16 protein-coding genes are annotated in these 16,635 nt (G+C 67.8%); 7 read left to right on the top strand and 9 right to left on the bottom strand.

The genetic code is table 11. The annotated features are described in order from the left end of the window. Nucleotides 1-3: 3 nt before the first annotated feature. Nucleotides 4-639 carry a TetR/AcrR family transcriptional regulator gene (locus AWC17_RS07620; RefSeq protein WP_085164472.1) on the bottom strand — a complete coding sequence of 212 codons (636 nt, stop codon included), beginning with the start codon at nt 637-639 and terminating at the stop codon, nt 4-6. Between the two features lie 245 nt (nt 640-884). Here AWC17_RS07620 and AWC17_RS07615 point away from each other — a divergent pair, with 245 nt between their 5' ends. Both AWC17_RS07615 and AWC17_RS07610 read left to right on the top strand, forming a co-directional pair. Next, nucleotides 885-1,469 carry a peroxiredoxin-like family protein gene (locus AWC17_RS07615; protein ID WP_197083433.1) on the top strand — a complete coding sequence of 195 codons (585 nt, stop codon included), beginning with the start codon at nt 885-887 and terminating at the stop codon, nt 1,467-1,469. Between the two features lie 73 nt (nt 1,470-1,542). Next, nucleotides 1,543-1,992 (top strand): YkgB family protein, encoded by a 450-nt coding sequence (locus tag AWC17_RS07610; RefSeq protein WP_046184572.1) that lies wholly within the window; start codon nt 1,543-1,545, stop codon nt 1,990-1,992. Here the strand turns inward: AWC17_RS07610 and AWC17_RS07605 are convergent. After that, nucleotides 1,916-2,581, bottom strand: a complete 666-nt coding sequence (locus AWC17_RS07605) for a TetR/AcrR family transcriptional regulator (RefSeq protein ID WP_085164470.1) — start codon at nt 2,579-2,581, stop codon at nt 1,916-1,918. The genes AWC17_RS07610 and AWC17_RS07605 overlap by 77 nt on opposite strands. Before the next feature lie 142 nt (nt 2,582-2,723). On the opposite strand from AWC17_RS07605, the gene AWC17_RS07600 reads away from it, so the two are divergent. The 3 genes from AWC17_RS07600 (at nt 2,724) to AWC17_RS07590 (ending at nt 6,846) form a co-directional block, all read left to right on the top strand. Continuing rightward, the gene (locus AWC17_RS07600; protein WP_047322668.1) at nt 2,724-3,353 is read left to right on the top strand and encodes a TetR/AcrR family transcriptional regulator; all 630 of its coding nucleotides are present in this window, start codon (nt 2,724-2,726) and stop codon (nt 3,351-3,353) included. Between the two features lie 80 nt (nt 3,354-3,433). Then, complete coding sequence (locus AWC17_RS07595; protein ID WP_046187186.1) at nt 3,434-5,233, top strand: flavin-containing monooxygenase; 1,800 nt, start codon at nt 3,434-3,436, stop codon at nt 5,231-5,233. Then, nucleotides 5,230-6,846: a flavin-containing monooxygenase gene (locus tag AWC17_RS07590; protein ID WP_085164468.1), complete on the top strand. Its 1,617-nt coding sequence runs from the start codon at nt 5,230-5,232 to the stop codon at nt 6,844-6,846. The genes AWC17_RS07595 and AWC17_RS07590 overlap by 4 nt, the downstream gene beginning before the upstream one ends. Here AWC17_RS07590 and AWC17_RS07585 read toward each other — a convergent pair. The 7 genes from AWC17_RS07585 to AWC17_RS07555 all read right to left on the bottom strand — a co-directional run bounded on the left by AWC17_RS07585 (nt 6,730) and on the right by AWC17_RS07555 (nt 14,141). Further along, nucleotides 6,730-7,887, bottom strand: a complete 1,158-nt coding sequence (locus AWC17_RS07585) for a Zn-dependent alcohol dehydrogenase (RefSeq protein ID WP_141224537.1) — start codon at nt 7,885-7,887, stop codon at nt 6,730-6,732. The genes AWC17_RS07590 and AWC17_RS07585 overlap by 117 nt on opposite strands. Nucleotides 7,888-7,984: 97 nt before the next feature. After that, complete coding sequence (locus AWC17_RS07580) at nt 7,985-9,382, bottom strand: DUF2252 domain-containing protein (RefSeq protein WP_046183365.1); 1,398 nt, start codon at nt 9,380-9,382, stop codon at nt 7,985-7,987. A gap of 58 nt (nt 9,383-9,440) precedes the next feature. Further along, nucleotides 9,441-10,280: an SDR family oxidoreductase gene (locus AWC17_RS07575; protein ID WP_082122954.1), complete on the bottom strand. Its 840-nt coding sequence runs from the start codon at nt 10,278-10,280 to the stop codon at nt 9,441-9,443. Between the two features lie 34 nt (nt 10,281-10,314). Then, nucleotides 10,315-11,607: a sodium:proton exchanger gene (locus AWC17_RS07570; protein ID WP_046183367.1), complete on the bottom strand. Its 1,293-nt coding sequence runs from the start codon at nt 11,605-11,607 to the stop codon at nt 10,315-10,317. A 261-nt stretch (nt 11,608-11,868) separates the two neighbouring features. Continuing rightward, nucleotides 11,869-12,687, bottom strand: coding sequence for an SDR family NAD(P)-dependent oxidoreductase (locus tag AWC17_RS07565; protein ID WP_046183368.1), 819 nt, complete (start codon nt 12,685-12,687; stop codon nt 11,869-11,871). Further along, nucleotides 12,688-13,101 (bottom strand): nuclear transport factor 2 family protein, encoded by a 414-nt coding sequence (locus AWC17_RS07560; protein ID WP_046183369.1) that lies wholly within the window; start codon nt 13,099-13,101, stop codon nt 12,688-12,690. Continuing rightward, a complete protein-coding gene (locus AWC17_RS07555) occupies nt 13,098-14,141 on the bottom strand; it encodes a zinc-binding dehydrogenase (protein ID WP_046183370.1) in 1,044 nt (347 codons plus the stop codon). The genes AWC17_RS07560 and AWC17_RS07555 overlap by 4 nt, the downstream gene beginning before the upstream one ends. A 123-nt stretch (nt 14,142-14,264) precedes the next feature. Between AWC17_RS07555 and AWC17_RS07550 the strand changes: the two genes are divergently transcribed. Next, nucleotides 14,265-15,128, top strand: coding sequence for an IclR family transcriptional regulator (locus AWC17_RS07550; protein WP_046183371.1), 864 nt, complete (start codon nt 14,265-14,267; stop codon nt 15,126-15,128). 81 nt (nt 15,129-15,209) lie between these two features. Further along, nucleotides 15,210-16,598, top strand: a complete 1,389-nt coding sequence (locus AWC17_RS07545; RefSeq protein ID WP_082122956.1) for an MmgE/PrpD family protein — start codon at nt 15,210-15,212, stop codon at nt 16,596-16,598. The last annotated feature ends 37 nt before the right edge of the window (nt 16,599-16,635 follow it).

The following is a 16,635-nucleotide window of genomic DNA, read 5'->3' as shown; positions in this document are numbered from 1 at the left end:
GCTCTACCGGCCAGGACCACCCTGTCGGCAACCCACGTTCACATGTGTGCGAGGCCCCAGCCTCGTCATACCGTCTAAAGGCGCGGTGTCGCGGCGGACCTCGCTGAGCAGCAGCCCACCCTGGATGCCGGCGAGCATCGCGAGCGCTACGCGCTCGATGTCCGTTCCGTCGACCAACTCGCCGCGCGCGGCAATCGCTGCCAGGCCATCGTGAATCATGTTCTCCCATTGGGCAAATGCCCGCGCAAGCTGGGCTCGCGCGATCGGGTCCGACTCAGACAGCTCGTTGGCCATTGAACCGATCGGGCAGCCCCCCGCGCAGCCCATGCTGCCCACCAGGTTCACCATGATGTCGCGCCAGCGGTGCAAGTCCTTGAGGCTGTCGATCCGGTCAAGGCCCAGGTGCTGCACACCGAGCACGCGGTCGGTCTGAAAGTCGATGACGGCGGCCACCAGATCGCTCTTGTCGGCGAAGTAGTGATACATCTGGGAGGTGCTAATGGCCGCCGCCTCTTGAATGTCTTCGATGGTGGTCCGGGCGACGCCGCGCTGCAGCATCAACTCGGAAGCGGCGGCCACGATGCGCTCGCGCGTTGCGCGGCCCTTCGCGGTCAGCTTCTCGTAGGGGACCGGAGTCATTGGGCACCCTCTTCCGTCGAGTACCCCACAACCTACTCGTTTTGGAGTTGACACTCCATTTTAGGCTGAGCATGCTGAACGCCATCGTCTACTACTCGATGCCGGAAGCGGCTGCGCGCCGGCCCGGCACGCATGCGAAGGGCAAACGAACTCATGACCAGCACCGCTGACACCAACCAGACGACGATCGCCGCCCGGGTCGCGCAGTTCCAGCAGGGATGGCAAGCCAGCTGCCCGAGGACGTCGTGAGAACTTTCAGCGCCGAGCAGGAGCAGCTGCGAGCCAGGGGCATCCCGGTCGGCGTCGCTGCGCCCGGCGACCCAATGCCCGCGGGGCAGCTACTGGATGCACGGGGCGTGCCCACCACCCTCGCCGAGAGCGTCGGCGGACGCAGCGCAGTAGTTGTGCTCTACCGCGGCGCGTGGTGCCCGTACTGCAACCTGGCGCTGCGCGCCTATCAGGAGGAACTGGTCCCGCAGCTGGCGCAGCGGGACGTCGTGCTGGTAGCGATCAGCCCGCAGAAGCCCGACGGCTCACTGTCGACGCAGGAGATCAACGAGCTGAGTTTCACCGTATTGTCCGATCCCGGCAATCAGATCGCGGCCGGGCTGGGTGTACTCACCGCGCCCAGCGCGGGGGCCGAAGAGGCTCAACGCAACCTGGGTCTCGAGCTGCCGGAAGTAAACGCCGACGGGACGCACGGGTTGCCAATGCCGACCGTCGCCATACTCGACCGCGCCGGGACGATCCGCTGGATCGACGTGCACCCCGACTACACAACCCGCACCGAGGTCGCCGACATCGTCGACGCCCTGAGAAACCTCGAGTGAACTCAGGGCGTTGCGAATCCGTGTTCGGCATGTGAAGGAAAATCCCGTCGTAATCCGCGCAAGCTCAAATCCTTTGGCGCAAACGCTTACCGGGTGGGGACAGCTGATAAGCCGGTACGGGCTTGTCGTCGTCCTGGCCTGGATCGGATTCGGGAAGTACGTGAAGATGGAATCCCGCGTGCTCATCGAGCACAGCCCGTTGATGAGCTGGATCTACGACGTGCTTAGCGTCACCACGGTCGCGCGCGTGCTGGGCACCACGGAAATCGTTGCCGCAGTTCTGATTGCGTTGAGGCCGGTGTGGCCGCGCGCGTCGGCGGTCGGCGGCGCGCTTGCGGTGGTGCTGTTCCTGGGTACGCTGAGCTTCCTCTTCACCACCCCCGGGGTGGTCGCGACCCACGCCGGTGGCATTCCCATGCTATCGGCGCTGCCGGGCCAGTTCCTGCTCAAGGATCTCGTGCTGATCGGCGTCGCGCTGTGGACTCTGGGCGATTCGCTGGCCGCGCGAACAGCGTCCCGCTGATCAACGCCTTCGCCGAAGCCAGCGTGGCAGCGTAGGCGTCGGCGTCCAAGCTGGCCGCGCGCTCGGTGAGTCCGCGCGCCAGCGCGTGCAGCGCGTCGGCCACGGCGCGGGGGTCGGTGCCGGGCGGCAGCGCACGGGCCTCGCCGACGATCTCGGTGATCGTGTCGCGCAACGCCTTCAGTCCGGGATACTTCGGTCGGCCGCGAACGGGGTGCTCGTTGCTCTCCGCGCGGACCGCCCTATCGAACGCCGCCAGATGGGGATGCTCGCGCATCATCTCGCTCGACTCGTCCAACACCGCGGTGAGGCGAACCACCACGTCGTCACCGCGCGCGGCGGCGGCGCGCAGCCGCGGCAATGCGATCCGCTCGATGTCCTCGACCGCCGCGTCCAGCAACTCGGACTTGTTCGGAAAATAGTGGTACAGGCTTCCGCTGGTCATGTCGGCGGCCCGGGCGATCTCACGAATCGTGGTGCGGGAGTAGCCCATCTCGGCCACGCACCGCATCGCCGCGTCGATGATGCGCGCACGGGTTTGCTCACCGTCGGCGCCAATCGGCCGGCCCAACTGCGGCGGAGTGACGCTCATACGGCGCGGAACCCGTCGCAGGCCCGTCCATCACGCACTGCGCACCTCCGCGCGGAAGCCGGAACTAATCGATCACTCGATTATATTCGACCGTGTCGGCGCCGAGAGCCGGCAGACGGGACGCGCGAGTGGGGAGAGCACGGTGACGCGGGCGCAACTGGGCCGCCCTGTCGGCGCCAGCGGCGAGGAGACCCGCCAGCGGATCATCGTGGCCACCATGCGCTGTGTGGCCAAGGTCGGGTACTCGCGAGCCACCATCCGCGAGATCGCCCGCACCGCGAACGTCTCCAGCGCCAGCCTCTACAACTACTTTCCGAACAAGGCCGAGCTGATCAAGGCGGCCATCGCGGCGCGCACCGACGTCGCGCTGCCACGGCTGCGGGCGGCCGCCGCCCGCCCCGGGACCGCCGTCGACCGCATCGAAGCGGTGCTCGACGAATCGGGCCGCTTGATGCGCGAGTACCCCGACCTCGCCGCCTTCGAGTGGGTGATCCGGGCCGAGAGCGCGGTCGCCCTCGATTCCCCGTCGGCGGGCGACCCCAGCTTCCAGGCGTTCCGCGAGCTCATCGAGGGCGTCGTCGACGACGCCCACCGCCAGGGCGAACTCGCGCACCACGCCGATCGGCACAGCACCGTCGAAGCCGTCTACGCGCTCATCTATGGGTTGGTCGAGCTGGCGGCCACGTCGCCGCCGCGGGACTACCACGCCGCGCTGGACTCGGCCAAGAAAATGATCAGGGGAACGTTGTTCGCTCCGGGCCGGCAGGGATAGCCGCAGGCAGGGCGGTGCACCACCCTTGATATGATCAAGCGATTGATTATATAGTCGGGGCCACGAGAGGAATCGGGGCCTTGACTGAAACCGTTGGCGTGACGTTCGACGTCGACGCGCTGCGACGCAAGTACGCCGAAGAGCGCGCGCGGCGATTGCGCCCGGATGGCATCGCGCAGTACGTGGAGATGGCGGGAGCGTTCGCTCGCTACGCCGAAGACCCCTGGGCGGACGGAACATTCGATCGCGAGCCGCTGACCGACGAGGTCGACGTCGCAGTCATCGGCGCCGGCTTCGGCGGGCTGTTGACGGGGGTGCGGCTGCGTCAGCTCGGTGTCGAAAGCGTGCGGCTGATCGACAGGGCGGCCGACGTGGGTGGCACGTGGTACTGGAACCGGTACCCGGGAATCGCCTGTGACGTCGAGTCGTACGTGTACATGCCGCTGCTGGAGGAACTCGGCTACGTCCCGACCGAAAAGTACGCCAAGGGACCGGAGATTTTCGCGCATTGCCAGCGCATCGCCCGGCACTACGACCTCTACCGCGACGCGTGCCTGCACACCGATGTGCGCGAGATTCGCTGGGACGCAGACGAATCGCGCTGGATCATCCGCACCGACCGTGGGGATGAGATGCGGGCCCGGTTCGTCTCCATGGCCAACGGCTACCAGGCAAAACCCAAGCTGCCCGGCATCGAGGGCATCGGCGCGTTTCGCGGGCACGCGTTCCATACCAGCCGGTGGGACTACGGCTACACCGGGGAGAAGCTCGAGCATCTCGCCGATAAGAGCGTCGGCATCATCGGGACCGGAGCCACGGCGATCCAGTGCGTTCCGCACCTCGCCGGGGTGGCGCAGCGGCTCTACGTCTTCCAGCGCACGCCTTCATCGGTGGACGTGCGGGCCAACCGCGCCACGGATTCGCAGTGGGCCAGCACATTACGGCCGGGCTGGCAGCGCCAGCGCATCGAGAACTTTCAGATCCTCACCGCCGGCGGCCATGCCGACGAAGACCTAGTCGCCGACGCCTGGACGAGCATCACGCGCAAGCTCCCGGTGATGCGCCATGACGGCGACGGCGTCGTCGACCCGGCACAACGCAGCCGCGACATCGAGATCGCGGACTTCGCCAAGATGGAAGAGATCCGGGCGCGAGTCGACGGCATCGTCACCGATCCGGTCACCGCGGAGGCGCTCAAACCGTGGTACGGGTACTTCTGCAAACGCCCCTGCTTCCATGACGAGTACCTGCAAGCGTTCAACCGCGACAACGTCATGCTGGTCGACACCCGCGGTCGCGGGGTGCAGCGCATCACTGAATCGGGTGTGGTCGTCGACGGCTTGCCCTACGAGCTCGACTGCCTCATCTTCGCAACGGGTTTCGAGGTCGGCACCGACTACTGCCGTCGTACCGGCTTCGAGCTGATCGGTCGCGGCGGGGTGTCGCTGACCGAGCACTGGCGCGACGGGGTGCGCACCCTCCAGGGCCTGTGCACGACGAACTTCCCGAATTGCTTCATCGAGAGCATCGCCCAGGCCGGCCTGACGGTGAACTTCCCCTACCTGTTGGACCTGCAGGCAACCCACGCCGCGTGGATCATCGCCTGGGCGCTCGAGCGCGGGGTCACCGAGGTCGAGGCCGCACCGGCCGCCGAGGCCGCCTGGGTTGACACGGTTGTCACCCGGTCGGCCGCCAGCGCGGAGCGCGCCCAGACCTGCACTCCCGGGTACTACAACCGGGAGGGTAAGGCGGACAACAAGACTCGGCAGGGCAGCTTCTTCTTTGGCGCGCCCACCGAGTACGCCGACATGTTGCGGGCGTGGCGGGCCAGCGGCGACCTGGAGGGCTACCTGATTCGCGGCGACAAGGCCGGACCGTGACCAGTCGGCAGGCCCGCTGGCGCTATGGCGTCGGCCGGTTGCGGGCGGCGACCCGGCGCCGGCGCCCACCCAGGGTGGCGATCATCGGCGCGGGCTTCGGTGGCCTTGGCACGGCCGTCGCGCTGCGCCGGGCCGGCTTCGACGATCTGGTGATCATCGAGGGCGACGACGGTGTCGGAGGCACCTGGCGGCGCAATACTTATCCCGGCGCCGCGTGCGACATCCAAAGCCACCTCTACTCGTTCTCGTTCGCACCCAACAAATCCTGGAGCCGCACCTACGCTCGACAGCCCGAGATCCTGGCCTACCTCGAATCGGTGACCGACGACTTCGATCTGCGCCGGCACCTCATGCTGGAGACCCGGGTGCGCTCGGTCCGATGGAACGGCGCGGCATGGGACTGCCAGCTGGACCGCGCCGGGCGCGCCGTCACCCTCACCGTCGACGTCGTCGTGTGCGCCGTCGGATTGTTCGGCTCCCCGCGGCTTCCCGACATCGCGGGCCTGACCGACTTCACCGGCACGCTCATGCACACCGCGCGGTGGGATCACCACGTCGACTTGTCGGGCAAGAAGGTGGCGGTCATCGGCACCGGCGCGAGCGGGGTGCAGGCGGTCCCCGAACTGGCCAAGGTCGCCGATCGCGTGAGCGTCTTTCAACGCACCCCGCCGTGGATGGTGCCTAAGGATGACCGCCCCTACAGCGCAACCGAATTGGCGCGGTTCCGCCGCAACCCGCTGGCCGTACGCCGCACCCGTTGGCAGATCTGGAAGTTCCAGCACGACAACACGGCAACCTTCGCCGACGACCCCGTCGTCACCGCGCGCACGCAGGTCGCGACGTCGTTCCTGGAGCGCACGGTTGCCGACGAGCGGCTGCGGCGGGCGCTGACGCCCGACTACCCGTTCCGCTGCAAGCGGGTGCTGCTGGGCGACGAGTTCTACCGGGCACTGCAGCGGGACAACGTCGAGCTGGTCACCGACCCCATCGAGCGGATCGACGCGTCGTCGGTGCTCACCTCGGCGGGGCGCGCGGTCGACGTCGATACGATCGTGCTGGCCACCGGGTTTGAGACGTCACGCTACCTGTCGGGCATCGAGGTCATCGGGCTCGGGGGACGCCGGCTGCACGAGCGGTGGGGCGACGACCCGAGCGCGTACCTGGGCGTCGCGGTCAGCGGCTTCCCGAATTTCTTCATGCTCTACGGCCCCAACGCCAACCAGGGTGGCAACTCGATCGTCTACATTCTCGAGGCCGGCGCGCGATTCGTCGCCAGCGCGGTCTGCCGGGTGGCGCGCAAGGGCGGTTACGTCGACGTCCGCCCCGAAGCCGAGAAGCGCTACAACGAAGAGCTTTCCGCGGACCTGGAGCGCACCATCTGGACTCAGTGCGACAGCTACTTCCGTTCGCCAACCGGCCGGATCGTGACCCAGTGGCCGTATACCGAGCTGGAGTACGCCCGCCGGACCTGGCGGCTGCGGCCACGAGACTGGCTGCTAGCCAAGGCCGAAGTCGATGACCCCGCGGATCAGGTGGCCGGCGGTCAGGTCGGCGTAGGCGTCGTTGATGTCGTCGAGCCGGTAGCGCTTGGTGATCATCTCGTCGAGGAGTAGCTGACCCGACTCGTACAGCGTGGCCAGCAGCGCGATGTCGCTCTTGGGGTTGCAGGAGCCGAACACCGTGCCGCACAACGTCTTGTTCATCAGGATGAAGTCCTGCAGCGCTACTTCGATCGAGTGCGTCGCCGGCAACGGCAGCCCGGTCAGCACGCAGGTGCCGCCCTTGCGGGTGAGCGCCAGTGCCGCGCCGACGTCGGCTTCCCCGATCATGGCGGGGGAGACGACGACCGCGTCCGCCATCACGCCGCGGGTCAGGTCACGCACCAGCTCGAGGGCGTCCGCCGCAGTGGGGGCGGTGTGGGTCGCACCGAAACTCATTGCAGCGGTCCGCTTGAAATCGTTCACGTCGACCGCGATGATCCGGGTCGCGCCACTGATGCGCGCGCCCTGAACGGCCGCGGTGCCGATCCCGCCGGTGCCGATCACGACCACCGTGTCGCCGCCCCGCACCCCGGCACGGCGGGCCGCCGACCCGTACCCGGTGGGAACCGCGCATGCCAGCAGCGCGGCGGGTACCAGCGGAATGGTCGGATCGATCTTCACGAGCGAATTCGCGGCCACGACAGTGTGTTCGGCGAACGCACCGATCTTGGACACGTGGCCGAGGTTGCGCCCGTTGACGGTATGGTGGCGAAAGGTGCCGTCCGTCGGCATGCCCGGCGCGAGGGTCCCCGACCCTGTGTCGCACAGGTACTCCATCCCCGACGCGCACCATCGGCACTGGCCGCACACCGCGACGAAGGACGTCACCACGTGGTCGCCCGGCGCGATCCCGGCGACGCCCGGCCCGACATCGACCACCACGCCGGAGCCCTCGTGTCCGCCGATCGTCGGCGACATGACGGGTAACCCCATGGCGCGCAACGTCTCTGGCGGCGGAGCCAGCTTCCCTTGCCGGATGTGTTCGTCGGAGTGGCAGAGCCCGGTGGCGGCCAGTCGCACCAGGGCCTCGCCGGCTTTCGGCGGATCCAGCTCAAACTCTTCGATGGACCACGGACGGCCGTACTCGTAGAGGATGGCCGCGCGGCTTCGCATCGACTCGTGCCGCCTTCCTGCCGGAGGCCCGGCAATGGCACAAATACTATCAATTGATTGATTAGTTTAACGGGCCCGAGGTGGCCGACCCGGCGCGCTACCGGGCGGGATCCGCGGCAACCTCGATGTCGCCGGCTGCGGCAGCGGCGCGCAACTGGTGGAAATCGTCGAGCGACTTGTCGGCGTAGGCGTAGCACCACTCGGTCACCGCGTCGTGCACGATATCGCTGGTGCCGACGTACCCGCGCAGCAACGACGCATTCGCGCTCTGCGAGTGCGCCCGCGCCAACAGCACCGCGCAGGCGGTGACGTAGTCACTGAATGTGGACGCCGCCATGCCCTCGGTGTCGACCGTGCCCTTCATGTCGTGGAACTGACGGACGTAATAATCGCGGCCGTCCTTGCGCGTCGGCCCGAGGAACACGTCCGACATCGCCTGCAGTATTCGCTGGCCGTCGACGACGCGCATACCCTGGCCCTTGGCCTCGACGGCCGCAGCCAGCATGGCGGGCTGAGGCCACCCGCCGTATTCGTCGAGCACCGACCGCGTCGCCTCCTTGATCTGCAGGATCAGTGGGGTTCCGTTGGGGCCCACCAAGATGACCAGGTAGCACCGGGTGCCAACGCTGCCGACGCCGACCACCCGCAACGCCACGTCGGTGACGCGAAAGTGCGACAGCAGCAGCGCGATATCGGCGGGAACGGTGGCCAGATACTCCTGAATCGACTCCATCAGCACGGCTTCGATGTCCTCGTCGACGTGCTGCAGAAGCGGCGGCGCCTCCCGCAGCCGCGGCGTTCCGTCGGGGCCGATCTCGGTGAGCTGTTTGAAGACCCGCGCCGAGGTCCGGCTGCGGGCCCGGGATGTCGTCTTCTGAATCACGCCGAGCAGCCCCTTGGACACCGTCCCGGCGTGGCGCTCCGGTTCCACCCGCAGGTAGTAGCGGTCCAGCACGTCCATCGCGAGCATCGCCTGCAGGCTGGTCCGGTATCCGACCAGCGCCTGCCCGACGCAGCGGCGGATGGCCCTGGCGGGGTACCCGGCATGGCGACCGCCGACGATGGCGCTGGTGATCAGGCGCTTGACGTCCCATTCCGCCGGAGCAACGGCGGCCTCGTCGAAGTCGTTCAGGTCGAACACTATTGAGCGGTGCGGCGCTGCGTACATGCCGAAGTTGGACACGTGAGCGTCGCCGCAGCACATCACCTCGATTCCGCTCGACGGGCTGGCGCCCAGGTCGGCGGCCATGACCGCGGCCGAGCCGCGGTAGAACGAGAACGGGTCGGCGAGCATTCGGGCGAAACGCAACGGCACAAGGTCGTGCAGCCGGCCGGCGTTTTGAGCCACCAGGATTTCGGTCGCCGACTTCTCGGAAGGAGTCAGCTGCGCGAGGGTGCGCCGTGGCACGGATTTGCGCAGCGCCCGGCCGCGCGCCACATCCTCATCCGGGACCTCGAGATCGATCAGGCGTTCGCGCAGCACCCGTGGCGGCATCCGCTCAGCATAGGGAGCGATGTCGTGGCCGCGCTGGGCTTTTGACCGCCCGCCGAACTCAACCGGTCGCGGTGGCCACCCTTGCTCGCTCGGTCATCGAAGCGATCACGCCACCGTCGTTGAGGATGTCGGTGCCGGTCAGGTAACCCGCCCTGTCACTGGCGCAGAACGCGAGCAGCTCGGCCATCTCCTCCGGCTTGCCCCACCGCGGGACTGCGGCGTTGGTGACCATCGCGCCGGCCCCGGCCTGTTCCTCGAGCCGGCCCATCTCGGTGTCGATGGACCCCGGTGAAACCGAGACGATACGCAATCCGCGTGCGTTGAATCTCTCGGCCTGCGACTGGCTGTACCACTTCACAAAGCTCTTGCTCACGGCGTAGGCGAGGCCGGACTGCGCTTCCTCGGGGAGGATGTTGCAGGTCGCCATCATGGCCTCCATGAAGGCGTCGGCGTCCTGAAGCGCCAGTGGAAACTGTTCCACCGGGACCATTTCCGCCGGGAGCAGGTGGGCCGCCATCGATGCCACATTGACGATCACCGCGCCCTCGCCGGCCGCCGCAAAGAACGCCTCGTTGACGTTCAGCGTGCCGAGCGCGTTGGTCCGCATGACGTAGTCGGCGGGGCCCATGCTGGGGCTCACCCCCGCGGTGTGGATGACGGAGGCGAGCGTTCCGAGCTTGTTCGCGGTGTCCAGCAGGTCTGTGACCGCCCGCCGGTCGGTGACGTCACAATTGACGGCCGTGGCGGTCATCCCGAGCTCTTGCAGGGTTGCGGCCGCGGCTGTCAGCCGGTCCTGCCTGACGTCGCAGAGGACCACGGCGTGGTCGCGGCCGACGATTTTGGCCGTAGCCAGACCCATACCGCCCGCGCCGCCAGTGATTACCGACACTCGATTCATATCTGGACCGTATACGGCCAGCGATCTCCGGGAATTACGGGTCTGGCACCGGATGGTGGGGGTGACCGCTGTGGCGGATGGCCGTCCCGAAGAACGGCGCCCGCACGGTGGCCGCCAGGTGCCGGCGGTATCGGATCAGCGCGACGACGGCCACCGCGGTGTACACGCCGCAGAGCAGCAGCCGGCCATGCGTCGTGGCGATCGGGAACTGGACGACGAACAGGCCCAGCAGCGTGCACGCCGCGGCGCGGTGGAATCGCAGCGCCAACAGCAGGGCCACCCCCATCATGGTCTGGGTGGCCGTGAGCAGTACTTCCTCCACCTGACGCGGGTCGAGCTCAAGGGAGTATCCGCCGCCGCCAAGCAGGTGGGCGATCGGCAGCGACCCGATCAGCAGCGTCCACTGGTTGACCTTGGAGGAAATCAGGGTGGCGATGGCAGCGGTGCCCTTGCCCCGCGCGGCGAAGATGGTCGCGACGATGAACTCCGGGGCCTCCGAAGCGAGCGGGGCGAGCCACTGGACCAGCAGGAACCGGTCGATGCCCAGTTCGGTGCCCGCGGCGACCAAATTGTCGGCGAACGGCTTGGCGCACAGCAGAATCACCGCGCCGGACGCCAGGAAGAGGCTGACGACGACGATGCGCCGCCGCCGATCGGGTAGCTCCCCGAGGGCGGCGGCCGTCCCGATCAGATCGGGCTCCTCCACGTCGCCGTGGCTGACCTTGTAGAGGTAGAACCCGAACCAGGCCAGCAGGGCCAGCCCCAGCCCGAAGTGGATTTGGCCGCTCGCCGGTATCGCGAACGCGATAACGCCGGCTATCAGCAGGAATCCCAGTTCGACGCGGTTGGTCGGTTGCAGCGCCAAGCCGGTGGCCTTCTCGGAACCGGCCCGGCGGGCCACCACGATGCTGACCAACACCACGACGGGCCAACCGAGACCCATCAGCAGCCGGTTGGACCCGGTCATGTTGGCGGCAGCGTATTGCGTGTATTCCGCGTTGTGCCCGGACACGTATGCGTAATACAGGTCGACGGCGTACTCGGGCAGCACCGCGATCAGCGCCAGCACCGCCGTCGCCATCCCGCCGGAGACATCGATCTGTGCGGCTTCGGCGGCCCAGGCCAGCAGGAAGCTGGCCGACACCACCGCGGCCCCGAAGATCAGCAGGGCGACGACCGGGTCGGTGTGCAGGCCGAGAATTCGTATCACCATCGCCGGGGCGATGAATGCCGTGGTGATCAGTGCCGAACGGGCCAGGGTGCGACGCCGCGAGCGTTCTGCCGTCGAGACCGCGGCTGCGGGCCTGTCTGTGGCGAGCATCGTCATCCTTCGATATGGAGGGGTGGCGATCGTGGCGACTACTCTGGCGGGGTTAGCCGTGCCGAGCGACTACCCAAGTTACCCGCGAAGCCCGTCGCCAGCAACGTGGCCAATCGGCGGGGCGGCGGTGTGCCGAAACCTATCTTTGCTGGCCAGGCTGGGCACGGGGCAAAAGTTAGGCTGTCCTGATTTCGAAGTTTGGCAAACCTTCCGGCGCGGAATCCGTCCCCGTGCAGTACGACGGGTTTCGGGAGGGGGAAGTTCCCCCTAATTATCCGGGCCCATGGCCGCGGCCGCGGCTTGGGCGAACAGTTCGACGGCTTGGTTGCGGGTTAGCGACGCCAACATTTGTTCGGCGGCGCGCATCATGTCACCGACCATCAGGGTGGGTCCGTTACCCAGGTTCTCGAACGCCTCCGCGATGACGTCCGCCACGGCGGCCGCGCCCGGCGGCACCTCATTGGGCGAAGCTAACTGGCCGCGGCTGTGTTCGAGTTGCCGCAATGCGGGCGTATCGGTCTTGCCTAGGATGAGGCCCAGGACGTCGACACCTTTGTCGTGCAACTCGGCCCAGAGCGCCTCGGCGAAGACCATGTCGAACGCCTTCGAGGCGCCGTAGGCGACCATGTTGGCCCCGCCGGCCAGGCCGGCGCCGGACCCGAACAGCACGATCCCGCCGCGGCCCCGCTCCACCATGGCGGCCGCGAAGTGGTGACACAGCTGCATCGGCACCATGCAGTTGCGTTGCACCATCGCTTCGGCGGCTTCGATCGGATTGGCGAGAAACGGCTTGAAGTTCGGGTCTCCACCGGCGCAGTACACCAGGAAGCCGACCTCCAGGTCGCTGGTCGCCGCGGCGATCGCCGCCGCCGCGCCCGGTTCGGCGAGATCGATGGCGAGGGTCCGCGTGGACACCGACGTTTCGTTCTCGATCGTGGCCGCGACTTCGTCGAGGACGGCTTGCCGACGGGCGATCAGCACGACGTTGACGCCGCGCTCCGCAAGCCCGTGGGCGAACGCCGCGCCCACCCCGTCCGAGGCGCCGGCCACCAGCGCCCACGGTCCGTACTTGGTTGCGAACGTCATCTAGGGGCTCCCTACCGTCGTGAGGCGTACCTGGGTGTAGCGCCGGCGGGCGATGCGCCACCCTTCGCCGGTGCGCACGATCTCGTCGTCGTAGAAGCCGATCGCATTCACGCCGGAGTTGTTGTCGCCGGCCATGATCAGTCCATCGATGTAGGTTCGCGCCGTCGCGTTGTCGCCGTCGACCGTGATCGCCTGGTTGGTCAGGCGGTGCAGCGTGTAGCCCGCCAGGGCGTGCACCTGCTCCATGAAGTCCGCGACGGCGTCGACGCCGGTCCACGACCCGATCTCGCCGTAGTCGAGCTCGCAGTCGGCGGTGAACACGGTGCGAAACAGCGGCCAGTCGCGCCGGTCTATCCCGGTGGCGTAGCGCACCAGCAGCTCGGAGATGTCCTGGCGGTCATCGCGTTCGGTCATGGCAGGTCTCCGTTCGGATGGACCACGATCCGCGGCGGGCCGTCCGACCGGCGGGCCAGCTCGAGCGCGTCGGGCACTTCGTCGAGGCCGATGATCTTGCCCACGCTGGGGAGCGGGTCGAGCCGCCCTGCCGCGATGGCGTCGAGCGTGCCGTACCAGTCTTGCGGGTGCGGCCCGCCGCCGAACTGAATGGTGACGCCTTGGCGGGTGGCGGTGGTGATGTCCAGCGTGTCACCGGTGTACCAGCCGCCCGCGCAGTAGAGGCGGGTTCCCATCTCGGCGGATTCGACGATCTTCTGGATCAGCCCGGTGGCGCCGACACACTCGAAAACGACTGCCGGGCCGGGCAATCCGCGTTGGGCGCGCACCTCGTTGAACGCGTCGAACGGCGACTTCTCGGCGGGGTTGACCGCGACGTGCGCGCCGAAACGCTCGTGGGCCAGCTCGCGGCGGTCGGACTTGTAGTCCGCCACGAGAATCGGCTCGATGCCGCGGCTGGCCAGCGCCGCGACGGCCGAGAGGCCGATCGCCCCCGCGCCGATCACGATGGCAACCTCACCCGGTTGCATCCGCGCCGACCGAACGTAGAACTCGCCGACTGCGAACGCGTCGGTCAGTGCGACGGCGTCACTGGGAACGTCGCCCGGGACCGGCTTGGCCGCCACCTCCGAAACTACCAGCAGCTCACCGAAACTGCCCTGTGCCTCGGGATGCTGGCCGATGATCCGCATTCCGCCGGCACCGCCGTCGACCAGGCGTACCGGCATGGCCGTCACGCGGGTGCCGATCGCGAACTGGTCCGTGCACCCGGGTCCGTGGCCGACGACCTCGCCCACGAACTCGTGACCGAGCACGATGTCGCGGTCGGTGTCATACAGCGAGCGACCGGTCGGATCGTCGACGGCGAGCTCCGGGTGGTCCATGAAATGCACGTCCGACGCGCAGATCGCGGTGCTCAGCGTGCGCAGCAACAGCTCACCCGGCCCGGGTTCCGGGTCCGGCGTCTCGCGGACCTGTAGCCGGCCGTCTCTCAACACCACAGCACGCAAATCGGTTAACTTTCTCGAATAATCGATATAGAATCTCGAATGTTCGTCTAACTCTAAATCGTGCGGCAGAGGAGTCAAGCCATTCGCGGATCGACGTCTGCGCCGACGGCCCGGGTGCTCGACGTTGTCGAGTTCCTGGCCCGGTCCGGGAATGCGCGGCTGCGGTTCTCCGACATCGTGCGCGAGCTCGATCTCACGCAGGCGACGGCGCACGCGATTCTCAAGACGTTGTGCGACCGGGGGTGGGCCAGCCGCGATCCGGTCGCCAAGACGTTCACCCTCGGTCCCGCACTGGCTGTCGTGGCGGCGCGAACGGACACCGCCCGGCCGCTCGCGCACGCGGCCCGCTCCGCGGCGCTGCGATTGTCCCGCGAAGTGGGCTACGCCTGCTCCGTGGTCGAGCGTTTCGGTGATTCGTTGGTAGTCACCGCTTTTGAGGGCGAGCCCGCCACCCAACCGTCCGGAATTCCGGGCGATCGCATCCCGTACGCTCCGCCCTTCGGAGTCGCGCTCGCCGCCTGGGACGACGAGGAGGAACAACGCGCGTGGATCCGCCGCGGTGCGGGTAACAATCCCGATCGCACCCGGCGACTCGAACAGGTATTGGAGCACACGCGTGAGCGCGGCTTCGACGTCGACTGGACGACTCCCGCGCTGGCCCAGGCGGTGCAGGTGGTCGGCACGTTGGACAGCGATGAGATGCCCACGCCGGTGCGCCACATCATGGATCAGTTGCTCGTCGAGTTCACCACCATCGGCTTCCTCTCCGACGACAACCCGGGTCGGCGCAAGCAACCCGTGGTGACCATCGCCGCACCGGTTTTCGATGAACGACACGTTGCCCTGATGGTGGCCGTGCACCCGCTGTGCCCGCTGTCCGCGCGGCAGATCCGGGTCATCGGTAAGCACCTGACCGACGAAACGGCGGCGATCAGCCTCCGCCCGCCGCGACCGGACGCGGTCGATCGCGCCGTCTAGGCTCGGCTCAGAACTGCGGCAGCTGCGCTGAGCCGCGATCGGCAGGCCGGAAGGCGAAAAGTCATGGCACAGAACTACGTTGTGGACGAGCTGGCCGGCTTCGTCGTCGGCGCAGAGTCGGCCGATCTGACGGGGCGCCCGTGTGCGCTGATGAAGCGCAATGTGCTCGACAGCGTCGCCTGCGCGGTCGGTTCCCTGGACGGCGAGCTGGTCGCGACGATTCGCGAACACACCCACCAGTTCAGCGGCGCCCCCACCGCCACACTGGTGGGCGGTGGGCGGGCATCGGTGGACCAGGCCGCGTTCTTCAACGCGGTGCTGGTGCGCTATCCCGATCTGCTGGACACCTATCTGACGGTGGGCGGGCTGTGTCATCCCGCCGACAACTTCGGCGCCGTATTGGCGGTCGCCGAGCACACCGGCGCCAGCGGCGCCGACTTCCTGCTGGCTTTGGCGGTGGCCTACGAGGTGCAATGCCGGTTCAGCGCCCAGGTTCCGGTCATGGCGCGCGGACTCAATCATGCGTTGCAGCTGTCGATGTCGGTCGCGGCGGCCACGGCGAAGCTGCTCGGCCTGGACGTCGACGAGACCGCCAACGCCATCGCGGCCGCCGCGACCGACAACGTGTCGCTGGCGACGGTGCACGCCGAGCCGGTCTCGAATTGGAAGGGCATTTCCCCTGCCATCACCGGCATGCGCGCGGTGTACGCGACCATGCTTGCCGGGCGCGGCGTCACCGGGCCCAAGTCGTTGTTCGACGGCCCACACGGCCTGGTGCAGCTCTTCGACCAGCCCATCGATCTGGCGACCACCCACCGGGGGCTCACCTGCGTCGAACAGACCTACCTGAAGCAGTACTGCTCACTCATCCACGGCCAGGTGGTCATCGACGCGATCTTGGCCCTGCGCACCGAGAACGGCTTGCGCGGGGAGGACGTCGCACGGGTGACCCTCGAGGTCTTCCAGGGGGCGTATGACTTTGCCGGCGGGGGAGCGTACGGCGGTAAGGATGATCCGCGCACCAAGGAACAGGCCGATTACAACCTCAAATACCTGAGTGCGGTGGCGCTGCTCGACGGCGGGGTGGGTCCCGAACAACTGGAAACCGAACGGGTTCTGCGCGGCGACGTGCAGGAGTTGCTGGCCCGCGTCGACGTCGAACCCGCCGCCGACCTGACCGCGGACTATCCGCAACGCACGGCGGCCCGGGTTCACCTGGTGACCCGGGATGGACGGGAATTCGACCGCGAGCAAGCCGATTACGAGGGATCCCCGACCCGGCCCATGTCGTGGGAACGCGTCACGGACAAGTTCCACTGGCTGGCCGAGCCGTTCTGTGACGAAGCGCTGCGCGCCGACGTCGTCGCGGCGGTCGACCACCTCGACGAGATCCCTGTCGCCGACCTCACCGTCCTGTTGGGTGCGGCGAGCCCCACCGCCCAACGGCCGCGCACCAAGCCCCGGTTCTGACGCGCGCCGTGCGCGCCCCCTTGCGTGGGCCGCTTCC

Source organism: Mycobacterium nebraskense (genome assembly GCF_002102255.1).
Lineage (GTDB): Bacteria > Actinomycetota > Actinomycetes > Mycobacteriales > Mycobacteriaceae > Mycobacterium > Mycobacterium nebraskense.
This window is presented reverse-complemented; position numbering and strand designations above follow the sequence as displayed.

Excerpts from the sequence above, each read along its gene's own strand:
- AWC17_RS07620 (WP_085164472.1), bottom strand. The coding sequence starts at position 639 with ATGACTCCGGTCCCCTACGAGAAGCTGACCGCGAAGGGCCGCGCAACG.
- AWC17_RS07605 (WP_085164470.1), bottom strand. The coding sequence starts at position 2,581 with ATGAGCGTCACTCCGCCGCAGTTGGGCCGGCCGATTGGCGCCGACGGT.
- AWC17_RS07585 (WP_141224537.1), bottom strand. The coding sequence starts at position 7,887 with ATGCGAAGCCGCGCGGCCATCCTCTACGAGTACGGCCGTCCGTGGTCC.
- AWC17_RS07580 (WP_046183365.1), bottom strand. The coding sequence starts at position 9,382 with ATGCCGCCACGGGTGCTGCGCGAACGCCTGATCGATCTCGAGGTCCCG.
- AWC17_RS07575 (WP_082122954.1), bottom strand. The coding sequence starts at position 10,280 with ATGAATCGAGTGTCGGTAATCACTGGCGGCGCGGGCGGTATGGGTCTG.
- AWC17_RS07570 (WP_046183367.1), bottom strand. The coding sequence starts at position 11,607 with ATGACGATGCTCGCCACAGACAGGCCCGCAGCCGCGGTCTCGACGGCA.
- AWC17_RS07565 (WP_046183368.1), bottom strand. The coding sequence starts at position 12,687 with ATGACGTTCGCAACCAAGTACGGACCGTGGGCGCTGGTGGCCGGCGCC.
- AWC17_RS07560 (WP_046183369.1), bottom strand. The coding sequence starts at position 13,101 with ATGACCGAACGCGATGACCGCCAGGACATCTCCGAGCTGCTGGTGCGC.